Annotated in this window: 23 protein-coding genes and 1 rRNA gene; 10 read left to right on the top strand and 14 right to left on the bottom strand. The window is 54.3% G+C overall.

Translation table 11 applies throughout. The features are described from left to right. Window positions 1-23 precede the first annotated feature (23 nt). Window positions 24-1,235: a sodium/glutamate symporter gene (gene gltS, locus ACGS9J_RS26090; RefSeq protein WP_020837656.1), complete on the bottom strand. Its 1,212-nt coding sequence runs from the start codon at window positions 1,233-1,235 to the stop codon at window positions 24-26. Between the two features lie 241 nt (window positions 1,236-1,476). On the opposite strand from gltS, the gene ACGS9J_RS26085 reads away from it, so the two are divergent. Continuing rightward, window positions 1,477-2,877: a nucleobase:cation symporter-2 family protein gene (locus ACGS9J_RS26085; protein ID WP_442233500.1), complete on the top strand. Its 1,401-nt coding sequence runs from the start codon at window positions 1,477-1,479 to the stop codon at window positions 2,875-2,877. A gap of 131 nt (window positions 2,878-3,008) precedes the next feature. After that, window positions 3,009-4,670: an AsmA family protein gene (locus tag ACGS9J_RS26080; protein WP_442233499.1), complete on the top strand. Its 1,662-nt coding sequence runs from the start codon at window positions 3,009-3,011 to the stop codon at window positions 4,668-4,670. Between the two features lie 39 nt (window positions 4,671-4,709). On the opposite strand, the gene fabY is transcribed toward ACGS9J_RS26080, so the two are convergent. From fabY to typA, 5 genes are all read right to left on the bottom strand, one after another. Beyond that, window positions 4,710-5,657, bottom strand: a complete 948-nt coding sequence (gene fabY, locus ACGS9J_RS26075) for a fatty acid biosynthesis protein FabY (protein WP_442233498.1) — start codon at window positions 5,655-5,657, stop codon at window positions 4,710-4,712. Between the two features lie 23 nt (window positions 5,658-5,680). Beyond that, complete coding sequence (dtd, locus tag ACGS9J_RS26070; RefSeq protein ID WP_442233497.1) at window positions 5,681-6,118, bottom strand: D-aminoacyl-tRNA deacylase; 438 nt, start codon at window positions 6,116-6,118, stop codon at window positions 5,681-5,683. Then, window positions 6,115-7,005: a virulence factor BrkB family protein gene (locus ACGS9J_RS26065; RefSeq protein WP_442233496.1), complete on the bottom strand. Its 891-nt coding sequence runs from the start codon at window positions 7,003-7,005 to the stop codon at window positions 6,115-6,117. Before ACGS9J_RS26065 ends, dtd begins: the two co-directional genes overlap by 4 nt. 49 nt (window positions 7,006-7,054) lie before the next feature. Next, window positions 7,055-7,645, bottom strand: a complete 591-nt coding sequence (yihX, locus tag ACGS9J_RS26060; RefSeq protein WP_442233495.1) for a glucose-1-phosphatase — start codon at window positions 7,643-7,645, stop codon at window positions 7,055-7,057. Between the two features lie 163 nt (window positions 7,646-7,808). Next, window positions 7,809-9,632 (bottom strand): ribosome-dependent GTPase TypA, encoded by a 1,824-nt coding sequence (gene typA, locus ACGS9J_RS26055; protein WP_442233494.1) that lies wholly within the window; start codon window positions 9,630-9,632, stop codon window positions 7,809-7,811. Window positions 9,633-10,003: 371 nt separating this feature from the next. Between typA and glnA the strand changes: the two genes are divergently transcribed. The 4 genes from glnA to ACGS9J_RS26035 all read left to right on the top strand — a co-directional run bounded on the left by glnA (window position 10,004) and on the right by ACGS9J_RS26035 (window position 14,303). After that, window positions 10,004-11,413: a glutamate--ammonia ligase gene (gene glnA, locus ACGS9J_RS26050; RefSeq protein ID WP_020837667.1), complete on the top strand. Its 1,410-nt coding sequence runs from the start codon at window positions 10,004-10,006 to the stop codon at window positions 11,411-11,413. 184 nt (window positions 11,414-11,597) lie between these two features. Further along, window positions 11,598-12,647, top strand: coding sequence for a nitrogen regulation protein NR(II) (gene glnL / locus ACGS9J_RS26045; RefSeq protein WP_442233493.1), 1,050 nt, complete (start codon window positions 11,598-11,600; stop codon window positions 12,645-12,647). 8 nt (window positions 12,648-12,655) lie between these two features. Then, entirely contained in the window at window positions 12,656-14,068 is a 1,413-nt protein-coding gene (gene glnG / locus ACGS9J_RS26040; protein ID WP_044554871.1) for a nitrogen regulation protein NR(I), read from the top strand. Window positions 14,069-14,180: 112 nt separating this feature from the next. Further along, window positions 14,181-14,303 carry a YshB family small membrane protein gene (locus tag ACGS9J_RS26035; protein WP_139285489.1) on the top strand — a complete coding sequence of 41 codons (123 nt, stop codon included), beginning with the start codon at window positions 14,181-14,183 and terminating at the stop codon, window positions 14,301-14,303. Between the two features lie 35 nt (window positions 14,304-14,338). On the opposite strand, the gene hemN is transcribed toward ACGS9J_RS26035, so the two are convergent. Both hemN and yihI read right to left on the bottom strand, forming a co-directional pair. Then, window positions 14,339-15,712, bottom strand: coding sequence for an oxygen-independent coproporphyrinogen III oxidase (gene hemN / locus ACGS9J_RS26030; RefSeq protein ID WP_442233492.1), 1,374 nt, complete (start codon window positions 15,710-15,712; stop codon window positions 14,339-14,341). 182 nt (window positions 15,713-15,894) lie between these two features. Next, window positions 15,895-16,443, bottom strand: coding sequence for a Der GTPase-activating protein YihI (yihI, locus tag ACGS9J_RS26025; protein WP_442233491.1), 549 nt, complete (start codon window positions 16,441-16,443; stop codon window positions 15,895-15,897). Window positions 16,444-17,195: 752 nt separating this feature from the next. Here yihI and yihA point away from each other — a divergent pair. Continuing rightward, a complete protein-coding gene (gene yihA / locus ACGS9J_RS26020; protein WP_209640203.1) occupies window positions 17,196-17,846 on the top strand; it encodes a ribosome biogenesis GTP-binding protein YihA/YsxC in 651 nt (216 codons plus the stop codon). A 280-nt stretch (window positions 17,847-18,126) separates the two neighbouring features. Here the strand turns inward: yihA and ACGS9J_RS26015 are convergent, their stop codons facing one another. Together ACGS9J_RS26015 and polA are read right to left on the bottom strand one after the other, a co-directional pair. Continuing rightward, window positions 18,127-18,174, bottom strand: a complete 48-nt coding sequence (locus ACGS9J_RS26015) for a spot 42 RNA, inhibition of DNA synthesis (protein ID WP_071892919.1) — start codon at window positions 18,172-18,174, stop codon at window positions 18,127-18,129. A 206-nt stretch (window positions 18,175-18,380) separates the two neighbouring features. Continuing rightward, window positions 18,381-21,182, bottom strand: a complete 2,802-nt coding sequence (gene polA, locus ACGS9J_RS26010) for a DNA polymerase I (protein WP_442233490.1) — start codon at window positions 21,180-21,182, stop codon at window positions 18,381-18,383. A 497-nt stretch (window positions 21,183-21,679) separates the two neighbouring features. On the opposite strand from polA, the gene ACGS9J_RS26005 reads away from it, so the two are divergent. Then, on the top strand, window positions 21,680-22,570 hold the full coding sequence (locus ACGS9J_RS26005) for an acyltransferase (protein WP_442233489.1): 891 nt from the start codon (window positions 21,680-21,682) through the stop codon (window positions 22,568-22,570). A 46-nt stretch (window positions 22,571-22,616) separates the two neighbouring features. Here the strand turns inward: ACGS9J_RS26005 and dsbA are convergent, their stop codons facing one another. From dsbA to ACGS9J_RS25990, 3 genes are all read right to left on the bottom strand, one after another. Further along, window positions 22,617-23,240 (bottom strand): thiol:disulfide interchange protein DsbA, encoded by a 624-nt coding sequence (gene dsbA, locus ACGS9J_RS26000; RefSeq protein ID WP_020837681.1) that lies wholly within the window; start codon window positions 23,238-23,240, stop codon window positions 22,617-22,619. A gap of 29 nt (window positions 23,241-23,269) precedes the next feature. Beyond that, on the bottom strand, window positions 23,270-24,256 hold the full coding sequence (locus tag ACGS9J_RS25995; RefSeq protein ID WP_442233488.1) for a serine/threonine protein kinase: 987 nt from the start codon (window positions 24,254-24,256) through the stop codon (window positions 23,270-23,272). 105 nt (window positions 24,257-24,361) lie between these two features. Further along, window positions 24,362-24,631 carry a YihD family protein gene (locus ACGS9J_RS25990; protein ID WP_442233487.1) on the bottom strand — a complete coding sequence of 90 codons (270 nt, stop codon included), beginning with the start codon at window positions 24,629-24,631 and terminating at the stop codon, window positions 24,362-24,364. A 151-nt stretch (window positions 24,632-24,782) separates the two neighbouring features. Here ACGS9J_RS25990 and mobA point away from each other — a divergent pair, with 151 nt between their 5' ends. Next, window positions 24,783-25,376, top strand: a complete 594-nt coding sequence (gene mobA, locus ACGS9J_RS25985; protein WP_442233486.1) for a molybdenum cofactor guanylyltransferase MobA — start codon at window positions 24,783-24,785, stop codon at window positions 25,374-25,376. Further along, window positions 25,369-25,890, top strand: coding sequence for a molybdopterin-guanine dinucleotide biosynthesis protein MobB (mobB, locus tag ACGS9J_RS25980; protein WP_442233485.1), 522 nt, complete (start codon window positions 25,369-25,371; stop codon window positions 25,888-25,890). Before mobA ends, mobB begins: the two co-directional genes overlap by 8 nt. A 69-nt stretch (window positions 25,891-25,959) precedes the next feature. Here the strand turns inward: mobB and rrf are convergent. Then, window positions 25,960-26,034, bottom strand: a 5S ribosomal RNA gene (rrf, locus tag ACGS9J_RS25975); the annotation flags it as partial.

Genomic DNA, 26,034 nt, shown 5'->3' with positions numbered 1-26,034 from the left:
TTTCCGTTATGACGACCGGTTAATCAACCAATCGCCGGGAACACCGGCAACAGCAGATACAGCTTAATCACAATCGCGTTGGCGATATCGATAAAGAACGCCCCCACCATCGGCACCACCAGAAACGCCAGGTGCGATGGGCCGAAGCGATCGGTAATCGCCTGCATATTGGCGATCGCCGTTGGTGTGGCCCCCATGCCGAAACCGCAGTGACCCGCAGCCAGCACCGCTGCATCGTAATTTTTCCCCATCACCCGGTAGGTGACGAAGATCGCGTACAGCGCCATCACCAGCGTCTGCACCGCCAGGATCGCCAGCATTGGCAGCGCCAGCGAAGCCAGCTCCCACAAGCGCAGACTCATCAACGCCATCGCCAGGAACAGCGACAGGCTAACGTTGCCCAGCACCGATACCGCTCGTTCAAACACGGTATAGAACCCGGTGAAAGCCAGGGTGTTGCTGAGGATCACCCCAACAAACAGTACGCAGACGAAGTTTGGCAGTTCAAACACCGTGCCGCTCAGTAAGCCGGAGATAAATTGCCCCAAACTCAGGCAGATGGCGATCATCGCGATGGTTTCAATCATGATCAACGAGGTGATCAAGCGGCCACTCTCCGGTTTTTCAAAACCGCTTGGCTGGACGCTGTCATCCGGCGAGCCTTCCGGCGTGGAAGAGTGTTTTACCAGGTAACGCGCCACCGGGCCACCAATCAGGCCGCCCAGAACCAGACCGAAGGTCGCGCAGGCCATCGCCACTTCCGTAGCATTTTCAAAACCATAGCGCTCGATAAACAGTTTGCTCCAGGCCGCCCCGGTGCCGTGGCCGCCGGACAAGGTAATGGAACCGGCGATCAGGCCCATCAACGGATCCAGACCCAGCATTTTCGCCATGCCGATGCCGATGGCGTTCTGCACCAGCAGCAGGCCCAGCACCACAAACAGGAATACCATTAATGCCTTGCCGCCCGCGCGCAACCGCGACAGGTTGGCGTTCAAGCCGATAGTGGCGAAGAAGGCCAACATCAACGGGTCTTTCAGCGACATATCGAAGCTGATTTCCCAGTTAACGAACTTTTTCAGGGCTAACAGCAGGAGTGCCACCAGCAAGCCACCGGCGACCGGTGCAGGAATGGTGTATTTTCTCAACAGAGGGATGCTGGTGACGCATTTGCCCCCAAGGAGCAAAACCAATGTTGCCGCGACTAACGTGCCATAAGTATCAAGATGAAACATCCAGGTACTCCATGTAAGGGAAAAATCCAATTAATAAATAATAAGTTAGAGAAAACCGCTTAGTTTTTAAAACTCGATGAGTGCAGGATTAGAAGTAAAAAACGCTGATAACACAAGAAAAAATGAACGAAAATGCGACATAACCGGCGATAACGGTAACAAAGCATTAACGCGCAACCGTTTGCTTTTGCGGGCCAAATCATTAAAATGCCTGCTTTGCCGTTTCTGGAAATGCCACACCATGACCATGCCATCCGCCGAGCTCGATGCGGTGCAAAAAGCATCTGCCACTCCCCGCAACAGTGAACTGATTTATCGCCTGGAAGATCGCCCGCCGCTGCCGCAAACGTTGTTTGCCGCCGGCCAGCACCTGTTGGCGATGTTTGTTGCGGTGATCACCCCGGCTCTGTTGATCTGTCAGGCGCTCGGTCTGCCGGCACAGGATACTCAGCACATTATCAGTATGTCGCTGTTCGCTTCCGGCCTGGCCTCTATTCTGCAAATCAAAACCTGGGGGCCCGTCGGTTCTGGCTTGCTGTCGATTCAGGGCACCAGCTTTAACTTTGTTTCGCCGCTGATTATGGGTGGGCTGGCGCTGAAAAACGGCGGCGCTGACGTTCCCACCATGATGGCTGCGCTGTTTGGTACGCTGATGGTCGCCTCCTGCACCGAGATCCTGCTGTCACGCGTGCTGCATCTGGCGCGACGCATCATCACCCCGCTGGTTTCCGGCATTGTGGTGATGATTATCGGTTTGTCGCTGATCCAGGTCGGACTGACCTCCATCGGCGGCGGCTATGCCGCGATGAACGGTGGCAGCTTCGGCGCCCCGAAAAATCTGCTGCTGGCCGGTGCAGTATTATTGGTCATTATTTTGCTTAACCGTCAGCGCAACCCTTACCTGCGCGTGGCCTCACTGGTGATCGCCATGGCGGTCGGTTATCTCTTGGCCTGGGCCATGGACATGCTGCCGGAAAGCCAGCCGACGCCCGAGATGGCGACGGTCATCATCCCGACGCCGCTGTATTACGGCCTGGGCTTTGACTGGAACCTGCTGTTACCGCTGATGCTGATCTTTATGGTCACCTCACTGGAAACCATCGGAGATATCACCGCGACTTCCGACGTGTCGGAACAACCGGTCAGCGGCCCGCTGTATATGAAACGCCTGAAGGGCGGCGTGCTTGCCAACGGCCTGAACTCGATGCTGTCGGCGGTGTTCAATACCTTCCCCAATTCCTGCTTCGGTCAGAACAACGGGGTGATCCAACTGACCGGCGTCGCCAGTCGTTACGTCGGTTTCGTGGTGGCACTGATGCTGATCGCGCTGGGGCTGTTCCCGGCGGTGGCCGGCTTCGTACAGCACATTCCTGAGCCGGTATTGGGCGGAGCCACCCTGGTGATGTTCGGCACTATCGCCGCATCCGGCGTGCGCATCGTGTCACGCGAACGGCTGAACCGCCGCGCGATCATGATCATGGCGCTGTCGCTGGCGGTGGGTATGGGCGTTTCCCAGCAACCACTGATCCTGCAGTTCGCGCCGGACTGGCTGAAAACCCTGCTCTCCTCAGGCATTGCTGCCGGGGGGATCACCGCCATCGTGCTGAACCTGGTGTTCCCGCACGAACACGAGAAGCCATAATCCGTCGCGCTTCCTGTCACAAACGGCCGCTTGCGGCCGTTTTTTATTGCCTATCAGACCATTGCACTTGAGATGCCCGGCCAATTGCGGCATAAACAGGGTATCTTTTTTGACCGACGCGGATGTAGACGATGAAATTTATCGGAAAACTGTTGCTGACGTTGCTGCTGCTGGTAGTGCTTGCCATCGCGCTGTTGTACGTCATCGGGCAAACCCGTTGGGCTGCGGGCTGGGTCAGCCGGTGGGTCAGCGATCACAGCGACTACCGCCTGTCGGTGGCGGAAATTTCGCACTCATGGAGCCAACCGGGGCAAATCAGCCTGGAAGACGTCCAACTGGCAAAAAAAAACCAGCCGCAGGCGCTGGTCGCCAAACGGCTGGATCTCGGCCTCAGCCTGCGCCAGATTACCGAACCGCGCTATTTTCATAGCGTCACGCTGCGCGATGGCACGCTAAACCTGCAACAACAAAACGCTGCATTGCCGATACAGGCCGATGTGCTGCAACTGAGCAATATGGCGCTGCAATCCAACGATGAAACCTGGCAGCTCAATGCACAACAGGTCAATGCCGGCATTACGCCATGGCAACCCAAAACCGGCCATCCCTTAGGCGATAACAATCAGTTCCAGTTCAGCGCCGGCTCGATGACGCTCAACGGCATTCCTGCCTCTCAGGTGCTGGTACAAGGCGAACTGAAACAAAACCAGTTGCTGCTCAGCAATTTCGGCGCCGATCTGGCGCAGGGTGATTTGACCGGCGTTGCCACTCGCACCGCCGACGGCAGTTGGCAGGTAGAGCGTCTGCGGTTGAGTGGCGTGCGCCTGCAGACACCCTTGACGCTGGAGCAGTTCTGGCAGCGTTTTACTGCCCTGCCGCCCGTCACGCTCAAACGTTTCGATCTGATCGATGCGCGGCTGGAAGGCAAGGAATGGGCATTCAACGATCTCGACCTGTCGCTGCAAAATGTCACCTTCAAACAGGGTGACTGGAGCAGCGAGGACGGTTCGCTGAACTTCAACGCCAGCGACCTGATCAACGGCGGTTTCCATCTGATTGACCCGATCATGAATATGCGGCTCTCACCGGCCGGTATCGCCATTCAGCAGTTCACCACCCGCTGGGAAGGTGGGCTGTTACGCACCTCCGGCAGTTGGCTGCGCACCAACAATCGCCTGCAATTGGATGAAGTGGCCGTCGCCGCGCTGGAGTACACCTTACCCATAGACTGGCGTGCATTGTGGTTGCGACCGCTGCCACACTGGCTGTCGGAAGTGTACGTCAACAAACTGACTACCAACCGTAACCTGATCATCGATATCAACCCGACCTTCCCGTTCCAGATCACCGCTCTGGACGGCTACGGCAGCAACCTGCTGCTGGCGCGTGACCACCAGTGGGGGATCTGGTCCGGCTCGCTGAATTTGAACGGCAGTGAAGCCACCTTCAACAAGATTGACGTTCGCCGTCCATCGCTGGCGCTAAACGCCAATGACGGGCAGATCAACGTTACCGAGCTCAGTGCCTTTATGCCGAAGGGATTGTTGGACGCCAAAGCTACCGTCGAGCAGTTGCCGGGCAAACCTTTTACACTGTCGCTGAACGGTCGTTCGGTGCCGGTGAACACCCTGCAGCAATGGGGATGGCAACCGGTTCCCCTGGAGGGTGACGGTAACCTGCAATTGCAGTTGAAAGGTTTATTGAACAGCGATGGGCCATTCAAGGCTTCATTACAGGGCCGGCTACAGGCCACCGCCGGTGATGGCCAGACGGTCGACCAACAACTGCCTTAATTGCGCATTGGCCCTCTCCCCACAGAGAGGGCCTCGGTCTCAACTGTCTATCGCTTCGCAACCGCCCTGGTCCAGGGGCACTTCCGGCTCGGCCGGCAACACCATATAAGTGCCTTCAAACACCGCACCTTTGTCGTCGTCACCAAACAGATGAACTTCCGCCTGCACACGAGCGCGGCGGCCGCGTGCCAAACGGGCCAGATCGCCACTTAATGAACTGAGGTCCGCCACCGCTCGCGGTCGGCCAGTGATGGGTTTGCTGTAACGGATATGGGCATCCGCCAGAATAATGGTGCCACCCAGATGACGTTCACGCAGCAACAGCCAGATCAACCCCCAGGCAGTCAGCGTCGCCAGAGAAAACAGGCTGCCGGCAAACAGCGTATGGTGCGGGTTTTGATTGCCGCTTTCCGGCATGGTGGTGACAAAACGCTGGCCGGTATATTGGCTGATGCGCACCCCCATTTTCTCGCTAAGCGGGATATGATCGTACCAGGCCTGCTGCAATTGGCCGCACCAGTCGGGGCGATGCAGGATATCGTCCAACGTCGCCACCGGTTTGATCATCAGGAAATGGCGAATCGGTGTGGTTTGCGGCGCGGTGATCTCGCCCTGATTCACGAAACCGAGTTTGGCAAAGAAATCCACCGCGTCCTCACGGGCGCTACAGACAACGCGCTTCACGCCTTCCTGGCGGGCCACGGATTCCAGCGTCATGGCCACCAGCGTACCCAGGCCTTTATCCTGCACCGTCGGGTCGACCGCCAGAAAACGAATCGCCGCTTCGTTATCGGCATTGATATACAGCCGCCCAATGGCGACAATTTTTCCGCTCTCGTCCACCACCATTTGGTGATGTGCCATGGCGTCGTAGGCATCCTTTTCCGACCCCACCGGCTGGTGCAACGGCCTGCGCAGCATTTCCCAGCGGAACTGGTAATAATCCTTCAGTTCTTGTTCTGTTACCGGTACTCGTAGGTGATACATAGACGCCTTCTCTCTCAAAATTCTTAGACTTGAAGCCAAAACGTCACCGGCCCGTCATTCACTAGCGCGACTTTCATGTCGGCCGCAAACTCACCGGTTTGGGTTTCTATGCCGCGTTCGCGACACTGGCCAACAAAATATTGGTATAACCGATCGGCCTCCTGCGGTACCGCGCCACGTGAGAAGCTCGGACGCATGCCCTTTTGCGTGTCGGCCACCAGCGTGAACTGCGAAACCACCAGCAGGCTGCCCCCGGCCTGTTGGACATTGAGATTCATCTTGTCGTTCTCATCGCCAAAGATGCGATACCCCAGCACGCGCTCACACAGGCGCACGGCTTTCTGCTCGTTATCGTCCTGCTCCACGCCCAATAACACTAACAAACCGGGGCCTATGTTGCCTACCGTCCGGCCTTCCACCGTGACGCTGGCATTTAATACCCGTTGAATTAACGCAATCATGACTGCCCTTCTGATGGTTGATCCTGCTGTTGTGCCTTTTGCTGTCGGTAGTCGCGGTATTCTCCGATGGTGACCGTGATTTCCGCGCCGAGTAACACGATACACCAGCTCCAGTAGACCCAAAGGAATAAAATGGGGATCACGGCCAACACGCCGTATATCAGTTGATAAGACGGGAACATGGTGACGTACAGCGCGAAACCTTTTTTGCCCAGTTCAAACAGCAGCCCGGCCACCAGCGCACCAATCAGCGCATCCTTTGGCGGCACCCGTACCGTCGGCACGATGCAATACAGCAACCAGAACGATATCCACGACAGGAGCAGCGGGAAAATACGCAGCACCTGATCCACCAGGCTGTTGACGCCGGTCTGCGCCAGCCAGTTAAGCGACAGCAGATAGGAACTGATCGCCATGCTGGCGCCCACCAACAGCGGCCCCAGGGTCAGCACCATCCAGTACACCGCAAACGAGAACACGATCGGGCGCTGATTTTTGCTGCGCCAGATGGTGTTGAGCACGCTGTCCACCGACGATATCAGCAACAGCGCGGTGACAATCAGCCCGCAGGTCCCGACGGCGGTCATCTTGTTGGAGTTGGCGACAAACTGCTCCAGATAACTTTGGATTACGTTGCCGGCCGCCGGCATGAAATTGGAAAAGATAAAGCTTTTCAGTTGAACGCTGATATCGGAGAACATCGGAAACGCGGCAAACAACGCGAACACCACGGTCACCAGAGGGACCAGCGACAGCAGAGAAACATAGGCCAGGTGGCCCGCCAACATGGTCAGGCCATCGCTGTCGACCCGTTTGATCAGCAGTCGCAAAAAGGTGACGCTGGGTTTGATCGAAGAAGGCAGCTTCTTGCGGCGGAAAAACGACATGGCCACTCCTTGATGTCAGTTTGTACGCCTTAAGCTTAACCCTTTGCGGTCATTGGGCAAAATAAGCCGGCACCACATCGCGGTCGGTCACGTGCACCGTTTTTATTCCCAGCGCCTGTGCGGCGGCGACGTTATCCGGATGATCGTCAAAGAATACCGCGTCATTCGGCGAAGTATTTTCTGCGTCCAGTACATGCAGGTAGATGTTGGCGTCCGGTTTGCGCATGCCGAGATCCTGAGACAAATACAGATGATCGGCGGCTTCTGCCACTTGCGGGTAGTGCTGCGGCCAATAGTTGCAGTGCAGACGGTTGGTGTTCGATAACACCACCACCCGGTGACCTTCGCTGCGCAGACGGTTCATGATGTCGATCACTTCAGGTCGCAGGGCGACAAACACCGCCTGCCAACCGGTAGCGAACTGCTCGAAACTGAGGGCGATGCCCATCTCTTCACTTAGTTGCTCGGCAAAATCTTCATCGTTGATTTCACCGCGCTCGTGCTGTTGGAACAACTCGCCCATAGTGAAACGTTCGGACAAGACCGCCAAGGGCGTACCGCTCAAACTGCTCCATACACCCAGTACACGTTTGAAATCGATATCGACGATCACATTACCTAAATCAAAGATATACAGCATAGTCCTCTCCTGATGGGCCGGTGAGATTTTACTGTAGCGGGAAAAGCAGGGGCTGAATAGAGAGCGGATGGAAAAGCGTATAGCACGCGGCAGAAATGGGAAAAGACAGAGGAAAAAACTCAGGGCGCTGGCGCGCCCTAAGTGTTGCAGACTAAATCAGCGATTAAGCTTCTTTAGGACCGCGGCTTGCACGTTTACGATCGTTTTCAGTCAGGTGACGTTTACGAATACGTACGGACGTTGGCGTAACTTCTACCAGTTCGTCATCATCGATGAATTCCAGAGCTTGCTCCAGGGACATCTTGATAGCCGGAACCAGAGTCGTGGCTTCGTCAGTACCGGAAGCACGCATGTTGGTCAGTTTCTTACCGGTCAGGCAGTTCACGGTCAGGTCGTTGGAACGTGAGTGAATACCGATGATCTGGCCTTCATACACTTCCGCACCGTGACCCAGGAACAGCTTGCCGCGATCTTGCAGACCGAACAGGGCGAAGGCTACCGCTTTACCCTGACCGTTGGAGATCAGCACGCCGTTCTGACGTTGGCCGATTTCACCCTGGCGCACGTCATCGTAGTGGCTGAAGGTGGAGTACAGCAGGCCGGTACCGGAGGTCATGGTCATGAACTCGGTACGGAAGCCGATCAGGCCACGTGCAGGGATCAGGTAATCCAGGCGAATACGACCTTTGCCGTCTGGGATCATGTCCTTAACGTCACCTTTGCGCTCACCCATGGCTTGCATGACTGAACCCTGGTGCTGTTCTTCGATATCCAGCGTCACGTTTTCGAATGGCTCTTGCATGCGGCCATCGATTTTACGGTTGATAACTTTAGGACGGGAAACCGCCAGCTCGAAACCTTCGCGACGCATGTTTTCGATCAGAACCGACAGGTGAAGTTCACCACGGCCAGATACGCGGAAGGCATCAGCATCTTCAGTTTCTTCAACACGCAGTGCCACGTTGTGCACCAGCTCTTTGTTCAGACGGTCGAGGATCTGACGTGAAGTCACGTACTTGCCTTCTTTACCACAGAACGGAGAGGTGTTGACGTTGAAGTACATGGTTACGGTCGGTTCATCAACAGACAGTGCCGGCAGCGCTTCAACCGCATTCACATCACAGATGGTATCAGAGATGTTCAGCTCGCCCAGACCGGTGATCGCGATGATGTCGCCAGCTTCAGCGACAGGCGCTTCGATACGCTCCAGACCCATGTGGGTCAGAACCTTAGCGACTTTACCGTTACGGGTTTTGCCTTCGCTATCGATGATAGTGATCTGCTGGTTTGGCTTGACCTTACCACGCTTGATACGGCCGATGCCGATAACGCCAACGTAGTTGTTGTAGTCCAGCTGAGAGATCTGCATCTGGAAAGGTGCTTCAAGCTCAACCTGCGGTGCAGACACGTGGTCTACGATCGCTTGATACAGCGGGGTCATGTCTGCCGCCATATCGTTGTGGTCAGTACCCGCGATCCCCATCAATGCGGAAGCATAGATGATTGGGAAGTCGAGCTGCTCGTCGGTCGCATCAAGGTTAACGAACAGGTCGAAGACCTGATCAACAACCCAATCAGGACGTGCGCCAGGACGGTCAACCTTGTTGATTACCACGATCGGCTTCAGACCATTAGCGAAGGCTTTTTTGGTCACGAAGCGGGTTTGCGGCATTGGGCCATCCATTGCATCCACAACCAGCAGCACCGAGTCAACCATAGACATCACACGCTCAACCTCGCCGCCGAAGTCGGCGTGTCCTGGGGTATCCACGATGTTGATGCGGTAGTCTTTCCAATTAATGGCGGTGTTTTTTGCGAGGATGGTAATCCCACGCTCTTTCTCCAAATCGTTGGAGTCCATTACGCGTTCGGTGGCTTCTACACGCTCTCCGAAAGTACCGGATTGTTGCAGCAGCTTATCAACCAGGGTGGTCTTACCATGGTCAACGTGGGCAATAATGGCGATGTTACGCAAATTTTCGATCACAGCTTTGCCTCAGGCATTAGAAATAGCGCGCTATTGTACACGTATTAAGCGAGGGACTAAACAAGATCACAACAGTCTCTTATAAACAACTGTGTACAGGTCAGTATGTGATCCCTTTCACGGTGCAAAAAGCAGCATCTGGTGCACTTTTGCACCATTACAGTGCCCCACCTCACCTTAATTGCACCATTTAAGTGCAATGCATCACTGATGGTGCATACTGATTCTGTGCAAAACCCGCACAGAAAGGCCATTAAAGCGCTTTAGCAAAGTTGGCACAGTTTTCGCTTTAGTCTTTTTAAGGCAAAAAAAGCCAGTTTCACAGATTCGTTCCACGACGACGACAATGATAAAATCCGGGAGAGTTAAGTATGTCCGCTGAACACGTTTTGACGATGCTGAATGAGCATGAAGTGAAATTCGTAGACCTGCGTTTCACTGACACCAAGGGTAAAGAACAACACGTCACCATCCCTGCTCATCAGGTAAATGCCGACTTCTTCGAAGAAGGTAAAATGTTTGACGGTTCCTCGATCGGCGGTTGGAAAGGCATCAACGAATCTGACATGGTGCTGATGCCAGACGCCAGCACTGCGGTATTGGATCCGTTCTTCGAAGAATCCACCCTGATTATTCGCTGCGACATCCTCGAGCCAGGCACCATGCAGGGCTACGACCGTGACCCACGCTCCATCTCCAAGCGTGCAGAAGATTTCTTGCGCTCTTCCGGCATCGCGGACACCGTGCTGTTCGGGCCAGAGCCAGAATTCTTCCTGTTTGACGATATTCGTTTCGGCAGCAGCATCCGTGGTTCCCACGTGGCTATCGACGATATCGAAGGCGCATGGAACTCCGGCACCCAATACGATGGCGGCAACAAAGGCCACCGTCCGGCAGTCAAAGGCGGTTACTTCCCGGTTCCTCCGGTCGATTCTTCACAGGACATCCGTTCTACCATGTGTCTGACCATGGAAGAAATGGGCCTGGTTGTTGAAGCGCACCACCATGAAGTGGCAACCGCAGGTCAGAACGAAGTGGCTACCCGCTTCAACACCATGACCAAGAAAGCCGACGAAATCCAAATCTACAAATACGTGGTTCACAACGTGGCTCACGCATTTGGCAAAACCGCGACCTTCATGCCGAAGCCTATGTTCGGCGATAACGGTTCCGGCATGCACTGCCACATGTCGCTGTCCAAGAATGGGACTAACCTGTTCGCCGGCGACAAATACGGCGGCCTGTCTGAAACTGCCCTGTTCTACATTGGCGGTATCATCAAGCACGCTAAAGCGATCAACGCCCTGGCCAACCCGACCACCAACTCTTACAAGCGTCTGGTCCCAGGCTACGAAGCACCGGTCATGCTGGCTTACTCAGCCCGTAACCGTTCTGCTTCCATCCGTATCCCAGTGGTAGCCAGCCCGAAAGCGCGCCGTATCGAAGCCCGTTTCCCGGATCCAGCGGCTAACCCGTACCTGTGCTTCGCGGCACTGCTGATGGCAGGCCTGGACGGTGTGATTAACAAAATCCACCCTGGCGATGCCATGGACAAAAACCTGTATGACCTGCCACCGGAAGAAGAAGCTGAAATTCCAAAAGTTGCAGGCTCTCTGGATGAAGCGCTGGCAGCACTGAGCGAAGACCGCGAGTTCCTGACCCGTGGCGGCGTCTTCACCGACGACGCGATCGATGCTTACATCGACCTGCGTAAAGAAGAAATGGACCGCGTTCGCATGACGCCACACCCGGTTGAATTCGAACTGTACTACAGCGTTTAAGTTTTACCGCGCCGTCTGCGGACGGCGCCCAGATTTAGTTGTCTTTTTTTGTTGCCGTGGAAACTTTCAGCCCATCTTCGGATGGGTTTTTTTCTCCACCGTATTTTCTGCAAAACTATTCCATACCGCGCGCATAACGGATGGAGTAGGATAGATGCACTAAAAAGGTGCAGGAGTCTGCTGTATGGCAACTGGCAAGCTGCCCGATGCTGGGCAGATCCTCAATTCTCTCATCAACAGCATCCTGCTGTTGGATGATGATCTGGCGGTTCATTACGCCAATCCGGCAGCACAACAACTGCTGGCGCAAAGTTCCCGTAAACTTTTCGGTACACCGTTGCCTGATTTGCTCGGCTATTTCTCACTGAACGTCGATCTGATGCGTGAGAGCCTGCGCACCGGCCAGGGCTTTACCGATAACGAAGTGACCCTGGTGGTTGACGGGCGCGCGCATATCCTCTCCCTGACCGCCCAGGCGCTGCCTGAAGGTTATATCCTGATCGAGCTGGCGCCTATGGATAACCAACGCCGCCTGAGCCAGGAACAGCTGCAGCATGCCCAACAGGTTGCGGCTCGCGATCTGGTTCGTGGCCTGGCGCATGAAATTAAAAACCCGCTCGGTGGGTTGCGCGGTGCGGCACAACTGCTGGCCAAGGCGCTGCCCGATCCCTCGCTGACCGAATACACCAAGGTGATCATTGAACAGGCCGACCGCCTGCGTAACCTGGTCGATCGCCTGCTCGGCCCGCAGCGGCCAGGCCAGCACATTACCCAAAGCATTCATCAGGTGGCGGAACGAGTCTGCCAGTTGGTGTCGCTGGAAAAGCCGGATAACGTGACGCTGGTGCGGGACTACGACCCGAGCCTGCCGGAGATGGCACACGACCCGGACCAAATTGAACAGGTGCTGCTTAACATTACCCGTAATGCGCTGCAGGCGCTGGGAGAGGCGGGCGGCACCATCACGCTGCGCACCCGTACCGCCTTCCAGATAACCCTGCACGGCACCCGCTACCGGTTAGCGGCACGTATCGATGTAGAAGATGACGGCCCCGGCGTGCCGGCGCAGTTGCAGGACACGCTGTTTTACCCGATGGTCAGCGGCCGCGAAGGCGGAACCGGCCTGGGGTTATCCATCGCCCGTAATCTTATCGATCAGCATTGCGGAAAAATTGAATTTAACAGTTGGCCAGGACATACCGAATTCTCGGTTTACCTGCCTATTCGCCAGTGAGGTTTTCTATGCAACGAGGGATAGTCTGGATCGTCGATGACGATAGCTCCATCCGCTGGGTGCTTGAACGCGCGCTCACTGGAGCCGGTGTGAGCTGCGTGACCTTCGACAGTGGCAATGCGGTACTCGAAGCCCTGGCCACGCAAACTCCTGACGTGTTGCTGTCCGACATCCGCATGCCGGGTATGGATGGTCTTGCGTTACTCAAGCAGATCAAACAGCGTCACCCAATGCTTCCGGTCATCATAATGACGGCGCATTCAGACCTGGACGCCGCCGTCAGCGCTTACCAGCAAGGGGCGTTCGACTACCTGCCAAAACCCTTTGATATCGATGAGGCCGTGGCGCTGGTAGAACGCGCCATCAGCCATTATCAGGAACAGCAGCAACCGGCGCGCAGCCAGCCTGCCAACGATCCGGTGGCGGATATTATCGGTGAAGCCCCGGCGATGCAGGACGTGTTCCGCATCATCGGCCGCCTGTCGCGTTCGTCGATCAGCGTTTTGATCAACGGCGAATCGGGCACCGGTAAAGAACTGGTGGCCCATGCTCTGCATCGCCACAGCCCACGCGCCAAATCACCTTTTATCGCGCTGAACATGGCGGCAATCCCCAAAGACCTGATCGAATCCGAACTGTTCGGTCACGAAAAGGGAGCCTTTACCGGCGCCAATCAGATCCGTCAGGGCCGCTTTGAGCAGGCCGACGGCGGGACCTTGTTCCTGGATGAAATCGGCGATATGCCGCTGGATGTGCAAACCCGCTTGCTGCGGGTGCTGGCAGATGGCCAATTCTATCGGGTCGGCGGTTACGCTCCGGTGAAGGTGGACGTGCGCATCATCGCCGCAACCCACCAGAACCTGGAACTGCGGGTACAGGAAGGCAAATTCCGTGAGGATTTGTTCCATCGCCTGAACGTGATCCGCGTGCACCTTCCGCCGCTGCGTGAACGCCGTGAGGATATCCCACGTCTGGCACGTTACTTCCTGCAGGTGGCAGCAAAAGAGCTGGGCGTAGAGGCAAAGAACCTGCATCCGGAAACCGAAACCGCGCTGACTCGCCTGCCATGGCCAGGTAACGTGCGCCAGTTGGAGAACACTTGCCGCTGGTTAACCGTGATGGCCGCCGGGCAGGAAGTGCTGATTCAGGATCTGCCGAGTGAGCTGTTTGAAACCTCTGCACCAGAAACCCCCGGACATAGCCTGCCGGACAGTTGGGCCACGCTGTTGGCGCAATGGGCCGACCGTGCACTGCGTTCCGGTCATCAAAACCTGCTGTCGGAAGCGCAACCGGAAATGGAACGCACGCTGCTCACCACGGCACTGCGCCACACTCAAGGGCATAAGCAGGAAGCGGCCCGGTTGCTGGGCTGGGGTCGCAATACGTTAACGCGTAAGTTGAAAGAGTTGGGAATGGAATAGTTTGCGGCGTTGATTATAGAAAATACAATCAAGCGCACAAAAAATCGGCTATTTCAGGCTTTACAGCCGGTGGGGCCGCAGTATGATCGGGGCGCACACCCTGGAGGCTTCCATGCTGGATTCGTTAATCGCATTCATTTCTCAAGGCGCAGAACTGGGTTCTGCCGCCAGCCACACGCCGCAGGCAGCCGTTGCTGCGGTACTGTGCGCTGCACTGATTAATTTCTTCAGTTGAAACAACGGCCGCTAAAGCGGCCGTTGTTTTACTCATCAAATAACCCGCGAGAATTGCTGAGTGCGCGCCTGTTGGCGCAGGTAGATATCAAAGCACATGCAAATATTGCGGATCAGCAACCGGCCACGCGGCGTAACCTGAATGCCCTGCTCGTCACGCTCCACCAGCCCATCGCGTTCAAACGGCGCCAACAATTGCAAATCCTCGGCAAAATAATCGGCAAAGTTGATGCCGAACTGGTGTTCTATGGCCAGATAGTCCAGTTTGAAATTGCAGATCAACGTTTTGATCACCTCACGCCGCAAGCAGTCGTCTTCGGTCATCGCCAGGCCGCGCCACAGTGCATGACCTTGCGCTTCAACGCTGTTGTAATAAACCTTCAGCTCTTTCTGGTTCTGCGCATAGCTGTCCCCCAGCATGCTGATGGCGGACACGCCCAGCCCCAGTAAATCACTGTCGCCCTGGGTGGTGTACCCCTGGAAGTTGCGGTGAAGTTTTCCTTCGCGCTGCGCCACTGCCAGTTCATCTTCCGGTCGGGCAAAGTGATCCATGCCGATAAACTGATAACCCGATTCGGTCAGGGAAGCGATGGTTTGCTGCAGGATATCCAGTTTCTGCTGCGCGCTCGGTAAATCCGCATCTTTGATTTTGCGTTGAGCGGCAAACAGGTTTGGCATATGAGCGTAGTTAAATACGCTCAGGCGATCCGGGCTTAACTCCGCTACCCGCTGCAGGGTGTAAGCAAAGCTCTCCGGCGTCTGTTTTGGCAACCCGTAGATCAGGTCTATATTGGTGGAGTTGAAGCCTAACGCTTTGGCGCGGGCAATCAAGGCGAAGATAAAGGCTTCATCCTGCTCACGATTCACCAGCCGCTGCACCTCTTTATTGAAGTCCTGTACTCCCATGCTCAGGCGATTGAAACCTTCGCTGCGTAAATGATCAAGCACATCCAGCTCAATTTCACGCGGATCGACTTCGATCGACATTTCGGCATCAGGAAGAAAATCAAAGTGTTGGCGCAACATCGCCACCAGCTTACTGATTTGCGTCTTGCTCAGATAGGTTGGTGTACCGCCGCCCCAGTGCATCTGGCCGACCTTACGCCCGGCAAACAAAGGAGCGCGCTGGGCGATCTCCTGCGCCAATACCGCCAGATATTCATCGGCCTTGTGCGTTTGGCGCGTCACCAGCTTGTTGCAGCCACAGAAATAGCAGAGCTTGTGGCAGAAAGGGATATGCACGTACAGCGACAGCGGGCGCTCAGGATAGCGCGCAGCGGCGCGTTGAAACGCCGCTTCGTCATAGCTCTGGTTGAACTCCAGCGCTGTGGGGTATGAGGTGTAACGCGGCCCTGAATAGTTATATTTCTGGATCAGGGCCAGATCCCAGACAATTGCCTGCTCTGACATGCTCACTCCTTCCGATATTTTTTCCTACCGGGCCGGGAAATGGGCAGTTGTCTACGCTGTCTGGCCGCGGAAGCGCTGCGAAAACGCGTTTTGCGTTTAGACAGCCGCCATAGTTTACCGAATAACCACAGCAGATAACACATCAAGAGTAGGGCTATTGTCAGGATCAGCCACATGACGCGTTAAATTACGTCTTTCGGGTTACCGCCTTTCAGCAGTTTCAGGATGTCTTCCTTTTTCTCTTCTTCTTCGTCATCTTCGTCGTCGCCCAACTCAATACCCAGTTGTTCCATCAGGGCATCGATACGATCCAGAGTCTGATCAACATAAGCCTGATCTTCTGCGCTCAGTGTCTCGCCGTCGTCAATACGATCCAGCAGGGCGTCCAGACGCTCGTCATTTTCCAGCTTCGCCAACTCTTCTTCCGGCGACAGACGTGGTTTGACTTCGGCCTTAGGTTTAGGCTGCGGTTTGGCTTTTGGCTTGGCTTCAACCACCAGCGATACCGGCACTTTACTGCCAATGCGCGGATCTTTGGTCTGAGCGCCGGCCTTGTTTTTTTGATTGGCTGACTCAACCTGGGTGCGGGAACCGGAAGCAAGGCCACGGCGCTTCTTCAAACGCTTGCGCTCACGGGCTTCCTGATCGAGCTCCACACGGCTTTTCTTTTTGGTTTTCGACGTCGCCGCGCTGCTGCGTGGGGCGCGAGGTGCTTTTGATGGCTGGTTCATAGCGTATGCTCTTAGGTATGTAGATTCAGTATAGAGATAGATGCTATACGATTGCGGCGGAATCTAGCAGAAAGCGAACAAAGAAAAAAGGCGGCAGGTTAAACCTGCCGCCTTTTTGCACCCTCTTTCGAAGGATATTTCTGCTACGCATTCCATGCGTACACTCAACGTCCCGGTTTTTCCTTTTGCTATAACCGCATTCCCTGCCGCACTACTTCCTTCATCCTGAAGGGAAAATCATCCATGGCGCAATCCGTTCGCATCCACTCTTCCTGAGCTCGCTTCCTGCGTGCATCCCCGTTGCAGTCACTTCACCATCCCTGTGCTATTTGCACATTCAAATGCAAATAGATCAATTCCTTCTGTTATTCATCCCGGCACTCATTAGCACGTCCCGTGCTCTCCTTGAGATTTATCACCCTTCCCGGATGTTCCTTAATCCTGCACAACCCTGTGCTGCAAGCCACTTTACGCTATCGGCGGTTAGGCTCAAGGTACCTGGCACGTAATTGGCTGATGAAAGCCCACATCGGAGAATTAACTTTTTGTTTTATAATAAAAAGAATAAAAGCGTCTTTCGAATAAAAGCGACATTACCCCCTATTCGAATGGCAAATGTCTCACAAGCCCAACCCGCGCTGACTGCCATGCCCTGCTGGCCGGGCGCTTAAAAACAGAGAAACACACCATTTTTACCGCTGATGCAGTTATAATCGCCAACCAGTTAGCCATCCTCACGGAGACGAAAAATTTTGACCAGCAAGAATTACAATTATCATGTGACCCATTTCGTCACCAGTGCGCCCGATATTCGCCATCTGCCGGGGGATGAAGGTATTGAAGTTGCGTTCGCCGGCCGTTCTAATGCCGGTAAGTCCAGCGCGTTAAATACCCTGACCAACCAGAAAAGCCTGGCGCGTACCAGTAAAACGCCGGGCCGTACCCAGCTCATCAACCTGTTTGAAGTGGAAGAAGGCATTCGCCTGGTCGACCTGCCGGGTTATGGCTACGCCGAAGTTCCTGAAGAGATGAAACGCAAATGGCAGCGTGCGCTGGGTGAATACCTGCAAATGCGCAACTGCCTGAAAGGCCTGGTGGTGCTGATGGATATCCGCCATCCGTTGAAAGATCTCGACCAACAGATGATCCAGTGGGCTGTCGATGTTGGCACGCCGGTTCTGGTTCTGCTGACCAAAGCGGATAAACTGGCATCCGGCGCACGTAAAGCGCAGCTTAATATGGTGCGTGAAGCGGTAGTGCCGTTTATGGGCGATATTCAGGTTGAAGCCTTCTCTTCCCCGAAAAAAATTGGCGTCGACAAGCTGAGCCAGAAACTGAACACCTGGTTTAACGAGATCCCACCGGAAGTGCTGCCGGAAGATGACGACACCGCCGGCGAATAACAATGCCTCAGGTGCCGCAATAGCCGATGTGGAAACACATCGGCTTTTTTACGCCCGGAATTCGCGATGCCAGGTTATTTTCGTTATCTAATTACAGTTTTGACGGAAAACCATCATAAATTCTTATGACGATTTGGCGTTGAAAGTCAGGTCAGCGAGCAATATCGGGGGGATCACTTTAGGAAAAGAGATAGCGGGTAAAATAAGAAAAACCTATGGTTTGGCTTTGTTTTTACAATAAAAAACGCCCCAGTCAATACTGACTGGGGCGGCTAAATATTCAGCCAAATCCGATTACGTGAAGTAAAAGGTCTGAAAGATAGAACATCTTACCTCTGTACCCTACGCGAGTAACTCTACATGATTTTTTCGCAGTGCAAAAGAATTTTTTGTAGTTTACTTACACAGTTTAGCGCGTAATAACGGCGAGGTTGGGGAAACAATCGCCGCATCTTGTAGCTTAATTACAAAAACTGCTTAGGTTATCGCCAGTTAGCCCATTTCCGAAGCATATGGCCGGGAGCGGCCGCATGATCAGTGAGCTTCGTCCCAGTTGGCCCCCACGCCCACGTCGACTTTCAACGGGACGGCCAATGCCATGCTGTTCTCCATCAGTTCGCGAATGCGCTGGTTTGACGCTTCGAGCACCGACTCGTGCACCTCGAACACCAATTCATCGTGTACCTGCATGATCATACGCACCAACGGTTTCTCCTGAGCTTGTAGCCAGGCGTCCACTTCGATCATCGCACGTTTGATGATATCGGCGGCCGTCCCCTGCATAGGGGCATTAATCGCCGCGCGTTCGGCCGCCTTGCGGCGCATGCCGTTACTGGAGCTGACATCCGGCAGATACAGACGACGGCCGTCCAGCGTGCTCACATAGCCTTGGCCGGCAGCCTGCTGGCGGGTGCGCTCCATATATTCCAATACGCCCGGATAACGCTCGAAGTAGAGATCCATGTAGCGCTGCGCTTCACCACGCGGAATGCCTAATTGGCGAGCCAGACCAAACGCGCTCATGCCATAAATCAGGCCAAAGTTAATCGCCTTGGCGCTGCGGCGCTGCTCGTGGGTCACTTTATCAAGCGGCAGGCCAAATACCTCGGCCGCAGTGGCGCGGTGGATATCTTCACCGGCCGCAAAGGCTTTCAGCAACCCTTCGTCCTGTGACAGGTGGGCCATGATACGCAATTCAATTTGCGAATAGTCGGCCGCAACGATGCGGTAACCTTCAGGAGCAATAAAAGCCTGACGAATACGACGCCCTTCGTCGTTACGCACCGGAATATTCTGCAGGTTCGGATCGCTGGAAGAGAGACGCCCTGTAGCCGTCACCGCCTGATGATAAGAGGTATGCACCCGACCGCTGACCGGATTGATCATCAGCGGCAGCTTGTCGGTGTAGGTAGTTTTCAGCTTCGCCAACCCACGGTATTCCAGGATCACCTTCGGTAACGGGTAATCCAGTGCCAGCTCGGCCAGCACCTCTTCGTTAGTCGAGGGGGCGCCACCCGGGGTTTTCTTCAGCACCGGCAGCTTTTGTTTTTCGTACAGGATCGCCTGCAACTGTTTGGTTGACGCTAAATTAAAAGGCTCTTCCGCCAGTTCATGGGCCTGAATTTCCAACTCGGCCAAGCGCTTGGTCAACTCGATGGAATGCGTGGCCAAAATACTCTGGTCAATCAGCACCCCGGTGCGCTCGATATGCGACAACACCGGCAACAACGGCATTTCAATCTCATTGAATACCGTCAACAGTTCGGCGCTTTCCTTCAGTTGCGGCCACATCGCCAAATGCAATTGCAAGGTAACATCAGCATCTTCTGCGGCGTAAGGCGCCGCCTGCTCCAGCGCAATCTGGTTAAAGGTGAGCTGCTTTTTGCCCTTGCCGGCAATCTCTTCGAAGGTCACTGTTTTATGGCCGAGGTAACGATCGGACAAGCTGTCCATATCGTGGCGACCGCCTACGCTGTCCAGCACATAAGATTCCAGCATGGTGTCGAAAGCGATACCGCGCAGGGTGATGTCGTAACGCGCCAGCAGGCTCATATCGAACTTCAGGTTCTGCCCGACCTTGAGCGCTTTCTCGTCTTCCAGCAGTGGCTTCAGTGTGGCTAGCACATAATCGCGATCCAGCTGCGCCGGTGCATCGAGGTAGTCATGCGCCACCGGCAGATAAGCGGCTTCGCCCGGTGCAATGGCAAATGACAGGCCGATCAGGTTAGCGGTCAGGGTATCCAAACCGTCGGTTTCAGTATCAAACGCAAACACCTCGGCTTTTTTCAGCTTTTCCAGCCATTGCGCAAAAGTGTCTTCATCCAAAATGGTGACGTAGCCTGCTTGCGACAGCGTCGCTTCACTCGGCGCTTTTTCCGCCGCGGCGACTGCAGCAGCCGGTTTTGACGCACTGGCGGCTTTCACCCCGGCGCCTTTTTTGCCTTCCAGCCAAATCCCGGCCTCAACATCCGCCAGCCAACGCTTAAATTCGTATTGTTTAAACAACTGCTGCAGCACATCTACGTCCAGCGCAGACACTTCGAGATCGGCGCAGGTAAGCTCCAGCTCGACGTCGGTTTTGATGGTCGCCAGCTTGTAAGAGAGGTAAGCCACCTCTTTATTTTGTTCCAGCTTGGCCGCCATGGTCTTGGCGCCGCGGAAACTGAGCGTGGCGATGCTGTCCAGGTTGGCATAGAGCGCGTCCAGCCCGCCAAGCCCCTGTAACAACGCCTGAGCGGTCTTCTCGCCCACTCCGGGGACGCCAGGGATGTTATCCGAGGAGTCGCCCATCAGCGCCAGGAAGTCGATAATCAGCTCCGGCGGAATACCGTACTTGTCGCACACTTCCTGCGGACCGAGGATAGTGTTGTTCATGGTGTTGATCAGGGTGACGTTCGGTGTGACCAACTGCGCCATATCTTTATCGCCGGTACTGATCAGCACCGCATGACCGGCTTTTTCAGCCTCCAGCGCCAAAGTACCTATTACGTCGTCGGCCTCTACGCCAGGCGTGACCAACAGCGGCAACCCCATGGCCTTGACCATTTTGTGCAACGGCTCGATTTGCGCACGCAGATCGTCCGGCATCGGTGGCCGGTGCGATTTGTATTCTGCGAACAGCTCATCACGGAAGGTTTTTCCTTTGGCATCAAACACCACCGCAACATGGCTTGGCTGGTACTGCAGCAGCAGGCTGCGCAGCATATTCAGCACGCCATACATTGCCCCGGTAGGTTCACCCGCGGAGTTGGTCAGCGGAGGGAAGGCGTGATAAGCGCGGTAGAGGTACGAGGAACCGTCAACCAGGATTAATGGGTTTTCTGCAATCTGGGCCATAGCGTTTCTTTATCGTGATCGGACATGACGGTAAGCATGCCATAGCTGGCCGCCTGAGACGAACCTTAGCGTGCATTAAGGACGAAAATCCTGTGATACTGCAAAGCGATCCGCAAGATCCTGCCTGTGGATAACTTTGTGCATAGAAAAGACAACAAATTATAACGATGCGTTTATCGTTATAATGGGAAATAAAATTCCTATTGAAATCACTGCGTTAAATGGTGTTATTTTAACTGAAGGTGACTATCGACTTTTACACAATTTGTGGATATAACTTGCGCCCGATTTTAATCGCACCATTAATCAAATTTGGCGCCTCAATTACCCTAGCACAAGATGAGAAAGTTGCACGAAAACGCAGCAAATGCCAATTTCTTCCGCTCTAAAACAGCTACTGTTAGCAGGCACTTTCCCCCTATAATGTCCGTTAAAATATTTTTTGTTCATGCATACTGGCATGTAACGCTGTTCTCACCAACCGTCAGCCTATAACCATGCCAAGATTGTTATCCCCTGTTATTTTTATACTTTCTGCCCTGCTTGCCATTCTGGTGACCGTACTGTGTTCGATCCCAATCACGATCGCCGGCATCATTAAGCTACTGCTGCCCTTTCCTGCCGCATGGCGACGTATATCCGCCTTCGCCGACTTGATGATGTGGTGCTGGTGCCAGGGGCTCGCGCTGCTATTACGCATTAATCGTCAGTTACGCTGGGATATAGAAGGGTTAGAGGGCCTGGAGCGTAAAAACTGGTATCTGCTGATCAGTAATCATGAAAGCTGGTCGGATATTGTGGTGCTGTGCGTATTGTTCCGTAACCATATTCCAATGAATAAGTACTTCCTTAAGCAACAGTTAGCCTGGGTGCCTTTTGTCGGCCTGGCCTGTTGGGCGCTGGATATGCCATTCATGAAACGCTATTCGCGCGCCTATTTGATCAAGCACCCGGAAAAGCGCGGCAACGATATCGAAACCACCCGCCGTTCCTGCGAAAAATTTCGTAAACGTCCGACCACTATCGTCAATTTCGTTGAGGGCTCGCGCTTTACAGAAGCCAAGAAAATTAAAACCCGCTCGCCCTATCGCAATTTACTCGCCCCAAAAGCCGCCGGCATTGCTTTTACACTCAGTGCATTAGGTAAGCAGTTCGATAAGGTGTTAAACGTCACCCTGCTTTACCCTGATAATACTGAGCGGCCTTTTATGGATATGTTGTGCGGCCGCTTGAAACGCATTGTGGTGAGAGTCGAATTACTGCCAATCGATGAAACCATGCATGGGGATTACTTTAACGACAAACAGTTTAAGCGACGTTTCCAGCTTTGGCTGAATACGCTGTGGCAGGACAAAGACAGATTGCTGGATAGGTTGAAACGGCAATAGAAGTTAAAAAAAGCCGGCGAGCCGGCTTTTTTACTTTGAATCTCGGTTACTTCTGTTCGCTGAGGAATTTAACCACGTCGGCAAATTGCTTCACGTAAGCATCCATCGAACTGGTGTCCAGGCCATCGTTTTTAACCATGTATTTGCCGTTAACAAATACCGCCGGCACGCCACGCAGTTGCAGATCTTCTGCGGCTTTCTCCTGTTGAACGACCAAGGATTTCACCACGAAGCTGTTCAGAGCCCCATCATAATCAGCCGCACTCACGCCGGCTTTCACAAACACGTTGCGGATATCATCCGGCGTTTGCACCGTCTGGGTTTTCTGCACCGCTTCGAACATCAACGGGCTAACTTTATCTTCCACACCCAGTGCCATTGCAACCGCCCATGCCTGAGTCAGTTGTTTACCCAACGGCCCCAGGAACTCAACGTGGTACTTGGTCATTTTAGTGCCTGCAGGCAGTGCTTTTTTCACATTTTCGGAAACGTGATAAACCTGCTCGAATTGATAGCAGTGCGGGCAATAGAAGGAAAAGAACTCCAGTACCTGGGGTTCACCCGTGACTGGCTTGTCCAGGGTGACGTACTGAGTACCATCGCTAAACTGCGCAGCCGAGGCACTGAATGCCATTACCATGCCAACGAGTGCCAACCAAATTTTCTTCATAAGACTAAACTCTCCATTGTGTTAAAGCTTCAATACATTGGCATCAGCTGCAGAGGGGGCTCCTGCAACAGCTTAACCTGCTCGGTGAATGCCGCCGTCTGAGATAACCAAAAATCAGACTCCGCCATCCACGGAAAACTTTTAGGAAACGCAGGGTCTTGCCAGCGGCGGGCAACCCATGCCAGGTAGTACACCATACGCATGGCCCGCAGCGGCTCGATCAACGCCAACTCACTTTGATCAAACTCGGCAAATTCTGAGTACGCTTCCAACAAAATATCTAACTGCATCAAACGATCGCGACGTTCACCGTGCAACAGCATCCACAGATCCTGTATCGCCGGTCCGTTGCGCGCATCATCAAGATCAACAAACAGCGGGCCATCGCGCCACAGGATATTGCCCGGATGACAGTCACCGTGCAAACGCCGCGGCTGCCAGTCCTGATGCCAACGCTGTTTTATCGCCTCAATCAGCGTGTCAGTCGCCCTCAGGAAGCTTTCACGCTGGGCCTTGGGCAACAGTTCACAGCCAGCCAGAACCTGACGCGGCGCAGTAAGGTATTCCTCAATGCCCATCGTTGGACGCTCAACAAACAGGCTTTCACTGCCCACCTGATGAATGCGCCCCAGAAAACGGCCAACCCACTCCAGCTGATCGAGGTTGTCGATCTCATACTGCCGCCCGCCGACGCTGGGAAAGACAGTAAAAAAGAAGCCGCTGTGCGTATGCAGCGTATTGCCCTGCAGAACTAATGGCGCAACCGCGGGGATCTCCGCCAGAGCAAGATCATGGGAGAACCGGTGTTCTTCGCCAATTTGCTCCGCGCTCCAACGTTCGGGACGATAAAACTTCACCACGTAACGCTTACGATCCTCGTCCATAAACTGATAGACGCGGTTTTCATAACTGTTAAGCGCTGTTAGCCCGGAGTCTACACGCAGGCCAACCCCTTCCAGGGCGTCCATAATCAGATCGGGCGACAGGGTCTGAAAATTAAAAGCTGAGTTGTTCATAACAACATTCGGTTTCGTTTGGGTGACATCACTGTGCCGGGAATGAGAAATAGTAGCATTAATGACGGGCGACACGAGTAACGGGTTCACCCTACCGCACGAATGCTAATCCTTGATCACACCACGGGCGCGTAGCAATGCTGTTTTGAAGTCTTCCTCATAATCCTTTTTCAGGCCTGGGATCTGCTCAGTGCCGGCGCTGCCGCGCATTTTCAAATGGTAGATAAGGATATCATCACTCAGTTCGGTCAGATTGCCCTGACAACCGGCTTCCTGGGCCAGTTTTTGTAAAAACTGGATCAGATTGAGATCCGGATCTTCCTGCCAGGCCGGGTGCAACAGCTCAATCAGCTCGTTTACGCGGTGCGTTTTCATCGCAATATTGTCCAATAGAATGAATAAACACACAAAGTAACAGGCTTACCCACGCAGTGAAAGAAGCAGCTTGTCAATAAAGGTAAATCCTGATGCCATACCGGCTTTAGCGCTACAATCATGACGTTAGCCACAATGCGGAATTTGAAATATGCATGAAGAGATTACCGGCATTATTCTGGCCGGAGGGCGCGCTACACGTATGGGCGGGGAAGATAAAGGCCTGGTTCCCGTCGCCGGCATACCGCTGTATCAGTACGTGCTTGCCCGGCTACGGCCGCAGGTCGGGCCGGTAGCCATCAACGCCAATCGCAATCAGGCGCAATATAGGGAAAGCGGCCTGCCGATAATCGGCGATCTGACCCCTGACTTTTCAGGCCCGCTCGCCGGTATGCTGGCCGGGCTGAAATACGCAACGACCGAGTGGGTCGTCTTTGTACCCTGCGATGTCCCTGACTTTCCAACCACACTGGTCGAGCAGCTCTGGCAACAAAAAGGAAATGCGATGGCCGCCTATGCCAGCGATGGGGAACGGGCGCACCCAACGCTCGCGCTATTACATACCCGTCTGGCTACCCAGTTAGGAGATTTCCTGGCCCGTGGGGAACGCAAGTTGATGCTGTTCCTGGACGCAGCAGGTGCGCAACAGGTAGCGTTCGTAGGGCAATCGACGGCATTTCATAATCTTAATACGCAAGAAGACTGCCGACGTTGGCTGTTGGAAAAAGGGATCGCCCATGAATAACGCTCCTCAGCCCCCTCTGTTGGCCATTGCCGCCTATAGCGGTACGGGTAAAACCACGCTGCTTAAACAATTAATTCCTTTATTAAAGCAGCGGCAAATCCGCGTAGGGCTGATCAAACATACCCACCATGATATGGACGTGGATACCCCCGGCAAAGACAGCTATGAACTGCGCAAAGCCGGTGCCGACCAAACGTTGGTCGCCAGCGATCGTCGTTGGGCATTAATGACCGAAACGCCAAAGCAGCCACCGCTGGATCTTCAGTATCTGGCCAGCCGTTTTGATTCGACCAAGGTGGATGTCATTTTAGTCGAGGGGTTCAAACACGAGCCCATCAGTAAAATCATTCTCTATCGTGAAGAGGTAGGCCGGCCACTAGAGGATATGCTGGACGAGTTTGTTATCGCCGTTGCCAGCGATCAATCGATCACTGAAAAAAACAGATTGTTGGATCTCAATAATCCAGAAAGTATTGCCGATTTCATCGTGGAATGGTTGAAAGGCGCAGCCTAGCGGCGCTTTTTTTCTTTTCCGCATAGCAAAAAGGCCATCCTTACGGATGGCCTCTTGGCTTTATTTAATGCCTGGCAGTGTCCTACTCTCGCATGGGGAGACCCCACACTACCATCGGCGCTACGGCGTTTCACTTCTGAGTTC

The sequence above is a fragment of the Serratia quinivorans genome (assembly GCF_052113645.1).
Classification (GTDB): domain Bacteria; phylum Pseudomonadota; class Gammaproteobacteria; order Enterobacterales; family Enterobacteriaceae; genus Serratia; species Serratia quinivorans_B.
This window is presented reverse-complemented; position numbering and strand designations above follow the sequence as displayed.